This window comes from Thiohalophilus sp., from assembly GCF_046483665.1.
In the GTDB taxonomy this organism is placed as follows: Bacteria; Pseudomonadota; Gammaproteobacteria; order UBA6429; family Thiohalophilaceae; genus Thiohalophilus.
In genome coordinates this window covers 1-4,235 of the sequence record NZ_JAWOCR010000048.1, presented here as the reverse complement: position 1 = coordinate 4,235, position 4,235 = coordinate 1, and the positions used below count along the sequence as shown (strand labels likewise).

The window sequence follows — 4,235 nt, the reverse complement described above, 5'->3', positions numbered from 1 at the left end:
TCCGGGTCGTGTCATCGAAGCCTTCCCCCCGCAGGGTCAGGGTCTGCTGGTGTTCGCTGGCCGGCACCGGATTCGGCTCCAGTGACTCGATTCGCAATGTCGCGGGCCTCGGTTCGCTCGGGGGCGTCTCACTTGCCTCCGCATCCCCGGAATCCCCGGACCGGGGTTCATGCTCAACGCTGTTCCCGGTCGAATCCGCCGGGGGGGTATCCAATGCCCCGGCCGTAGCCGGTACCTGCGATGAGGAGACAGGCGGATCCGATTCTACCGGCGGTTCGGACCCGACCTCGCTGGCGGGAAGCCGGTTGCCATCACCGCCGAATTCGACAATTTTTTCCGGCACCGGGGGTTCAGCGGGTGCCGGGATAGCCTGTTCGCTCTGCGCAGGTATTGTGTCTGCCGGTTCATCAAACAGGCGATTGATCTCCTCCTGCCACCAGAGCACCGCCGCGACCAGTAACACGAGCATCCCGCCCAGAGCGATATAGCGGGGATTCAACCCCTGACGGACCCCGTCCTCAGGCGTCTCGGACGGCTCATCCTCGTCGAGCGCCGTGATTTTTCCTCCGGCCAGCACCTGATGAGCCGCCTCATTGATTCGCTCCGGGATGCCGCCGGACGACTTGTAGATGCGCCGTACTTCTCTGGGAGAAAAGGGACTGGTGTCTTCCAGGCCGGCAACGGCCAGGCGATGCCGAAGGTATTCCGCTGTCTGCTCTTCGTCAAAGGGCGGAATACGCATGCGATGGGTGACCTGTTCCTTGAGCGGCTGGATCGCCGCCGACTCCAGCATCACTTCGATGGCCGGCTCACAAAACAGAACCGTGCGTAACAGATTACCCTCGCCCGCCTCGGCATCGGAAAGATAAAACAGGGCTTCCAGGGCCTCCTGGGGAAGTTCGTGGGCATCGTCCACCAGCAAGACCGGCACCCGATCCTGTTGCTGCAATCCGGCCAGATAACGATAGAGATCGTTTTGTAACTGCGCGGGACTGGCTGGTATATCGATCAGACCAAAACCCCGGGCAATATTCGACAACAGCTCATCGGCATCCATCATCGGATGGGCATCAACTTCGCTGATCAGATAGCTGTCATCGGCCTGCTTGATAAAGCGTTGCTTGATACTGGTCTTGCCGCTACCCCGCTCCCCAACCACCAGCAGAACCAGCTCACTATAGCGGGTCAGGTGCTGAAGCATGTTCAGCAGCTGCTGACGTTCACCGTCCAGATAGAGAAACCGGTCGTCGTGGGTCGAGGAAAAAGGCGCGGTCTGCAGACCGTAGCGCGCCAGATAATCGGGCTCCAGACGGGCCAGCGGGACGGCGTCGTAACTACTCATAGGGTAGTTCCTGTCCTTGCATAAACATCACTTTATAGCCGCGTTCGATCTGCATGTCACGGACCCTGAGCAGGGCCGTCTGGGCCTGTTCCAGATCACTATAGTGATCCTGTTTAACCCGTCCCCGGCTGCCGGTTTCGCCCCAGTTACGAATCAGATTCCAACCATCCACCAGATCTTTTTGCAGCATCAGCTGATAAAAGCGAGGCGGCTTGTCTTGCATAGCCGGTATTTGCATATAGATACGCATAAGACTGTCAGGCCGTTCGGTTCCGGTTCAGGTCAGTTCTGCCGGATCGAAAATACGCGCATATTCGGCAATGGCATAGCGGTCGGTCATACCGGCGATATAATCGGCCACAGCCCGCGCCCGCCCATTAGGGCCCTCTTTTTGTTCCATTGTGTAGACCTTCTGCTGATGCTTCGGCTGTAACAGTTTGGGGTCGTGATAAAACGCGCTGAACAGCGACTGAATAATGCGCTGGGCCTTGGCTGTCATACGATGTACGCGATAGTGGGAATACAGCCGGCTGCGTAAAAACTGCTTCAGCGCCAGATTGGCCGCGCGCATTGGTTCACTGAAGCCGATCAAACCCTGCGGGTGCTGACGCACTGCATGGATATCTTCCGGCCCCAGCGTCTTGACAGCCTTCTGACTGGTTTCCACAAGATCGATAATCTGGCGATTGATCATACGTCGGATAATCTCGTGAATCAGCCGCCGATCGGTCAGATTTTTATAACGCCCTCTGACTTCCCGATATTGATCATTGAACAGCTCGATCTCCTCAAGCTGTTCAAGGGTAATCAATCCCGAACGCAAACCGTCATCCACATCGTGATTGTTATAGGCGATCTCATCAGCCAGATTGACCGCCTGGGCTTCCAGAGAGGGCTGGGTCTTGTTAATAAACCGCTGTCCCACCTCACCCAGATCCCGTGCATGTTTGAGCGAACAGTGTTTGAGTATCCCTTCGCGGGCCTCAAAAGTCAGGTTCAGGCCTTCGAAATCGGCATAACGCTGTTCCAGTTTGTCCACGGTGCGCAGTGACTGCAGGTTATGTTCGAAGCCACCATACTCCTTCATACAAGCATTTAACGCATCCTGACCGGCATGACCGAAGGGGGTATGGCCCAGATCATGGGCCAGAGCAATAGTCTCGCTCAGATCCTCGTTAATATTCAGAATCCGTGCAATGGAACGGCTGAGCTGCGCGACTTCAATCGAATGGGTCAGGCGGGTACGAAACATATCGCCTTCATGATTGACGAAGACCTGGGTCTTGTACTCCAGGCGCCGAAAAGCTGCTGAATGGACAATGCGATCCCGGTCGCGCTGGAATTCACTGCGGTAACTGGGTGACTCTTCGGGAATACGTCGCCCCAGGCTGTTCTCTTCAGTAGCGGCATAGGGGGCGAGAGTTAACATATGATTTTCCGTCTGATTATTCAGTTGCGCGATGCGCCTCGATGGTTTCGCGTAACAGTTCGGGATCAAAACCCCCGGTCATTACTGCGTTCCCGAGGGCTTCAAGTAATACCAGATTGACCCGACCGGCGCGGACTTTCTTATCGACGGCCATCAATTCCATGAATCTGTCATAGGTCATGTTATGCGGTGCCCGGGTTGGCAACTCGGCCTTGTCGATCAGGTTCTCCACCCGCCGTAAATCTTCTTCAGACAACCAGTCCTGGCGCATGGAAAGATCGGCGGCCATCAACATTCCCATACCGACAGCCTCACCGTGCAACCAGTGACCATAACCGGCCCCGGTTTCGATAGCATGGCCGAAAGTGTGACCGAAGTTCAGCAGCGCACGGACGCCACTTTCTTTTTCATCGGCGGCCACGACTTCGGCCTTACAGCGGCAGGAGACTTCAATAGCATAGGCCGTCGCTTCCGGATCTCGGGCCAGCAATTTGTCCATGTTCGTCTCCAGCCAGCGCACAAATTCGATATCGCGGATCAGGCCATACTTGATTACCTCCGCCAGGCCGGCACTCAGCTGACGGTCATCCAGGGTTTGCAGCGTGTCGGTGTCAATCACCACACAACGGGGCTGATGAAAAGCCCCAATCATGTTCTTGCCCTGGGGGTGGTTGACGCCGGTCTTGCCGCCCACAGAGGAGTCTACCTGGGCCAGCAGGGTGGTAGGGATCTGGATAAAGTCCACGCCACGTTGATAACAGGCGGCGGCAAACCCGGTCATATCCCCGATCACCCCGCCGCCCAGCGCCACCAGCGTGCAATGGCGATCGAAATGCTGCTCCAGCAGCTCGTCAAAAATACGGTTCAGGACTTCCAGATTCTTGTACTGCTCGCCGTCGGGAAGAATTACATGGCGGGGTTCGAACTCGGCGAAGGCCTCCGCGGCCTTATCGAGATACAGGGGCGCAATGGTTTCGTTGGTGACGATCATCACCTGAGTGCCATTGATACAGGACCGAATCAGCCCGGCATCGCCCAGCAACTGGCGACCGATGAAAATCGGATAACTACGTTCACCCAGATCGACGTTAAGAGTAATCATTTTGTCTGTCGTTATGCCGGTAACTATCGGATTATACAGGATAGTCGCCGTACCGGGCGAGTAGCAACGGTTCAGGTCAGTTTTTGCAAAATCGATTCGGCCACGCTGCGCACGCTACCCTGCCCCGTACGCACCACCAGATCCGCGAGCTCAAGATAGAGCGGCTCACGCTCCGTTAACAGGGCCTGTAAACGGGCTTCGGGATCGGCGGTCTGTAACAGCGGGCGGTTCTTGTCCTTGTGAGTTCGTTCCAGTAACTGTCCGACGCGGGCCTGCAGATAAATTACCGTGCCACGCTCTTTCAGGTGTTGCCGGTTCTGCTCGTAAAGTACGGCGCCGCCGCCGGTGGCCAGCACCACATT

5 protein-coding genes are annotated in these 4,235 nt (G+C 56.7%); all 5 read right to left on the bottom strand.

Annotated features, from left to right (window positions below; all coding sequences use genetic code 11):
• On the bottom strand, window positions 1-1,342 hold a 1,342-nt coding region (locus R6U90_RS10600), incomplete at its 3' end, for an ExeA family protein (RefSeq protein ID WP_410352662.1).
• Entirely contained in the window at window positions 1,335-1,592 is a 258-nt protein-coding gene (locus R6U90_RS10595) for a WGR domain-containing protein (protein ID WP_410352661.1), read from the bottom strand. The genes R6U90_RS10595 and R6U90_RS10600, both read right to left, overlap by 8 nt.
• Window positions 1,593-1,619: 27 nt before the next feature.
• Window positions 1,620-2,771: a deoxyguanosinetriphosphate triphosphohydrolase gene (locus R6U90_RS10590; RefSeq protein ID WP_410352660.1), complete on the bottom strand. Its 1,152-nt coding sequence runs from the start codon at window positions 2,769-2,771 to the stop codon at window positions 1,620-1,622.
• Between the two features lie 16 nt (window positions 2,772-2,787).
• Window positions 2,788-3,873, bottom strand: a complete 1,086-nt coding sequence (gene aroB, locus R6U90_RS10585; protein ID WP_410352659.1) for a 3-dehydroquinate synthase — start codon at window positions 3,871-3,873, stop codon at window positions 2,788-2,790.
• A gap of 71 nt (window positions 3,874-3,944) precedes the next feature.
• Window positions 3,945-4,235 (bottom strand): shikimate kinase (locus R6U90_RS10580; protein ID WP_410352658.1); only part of this gene is annotated, 291 nt, incomplete at its 5' end.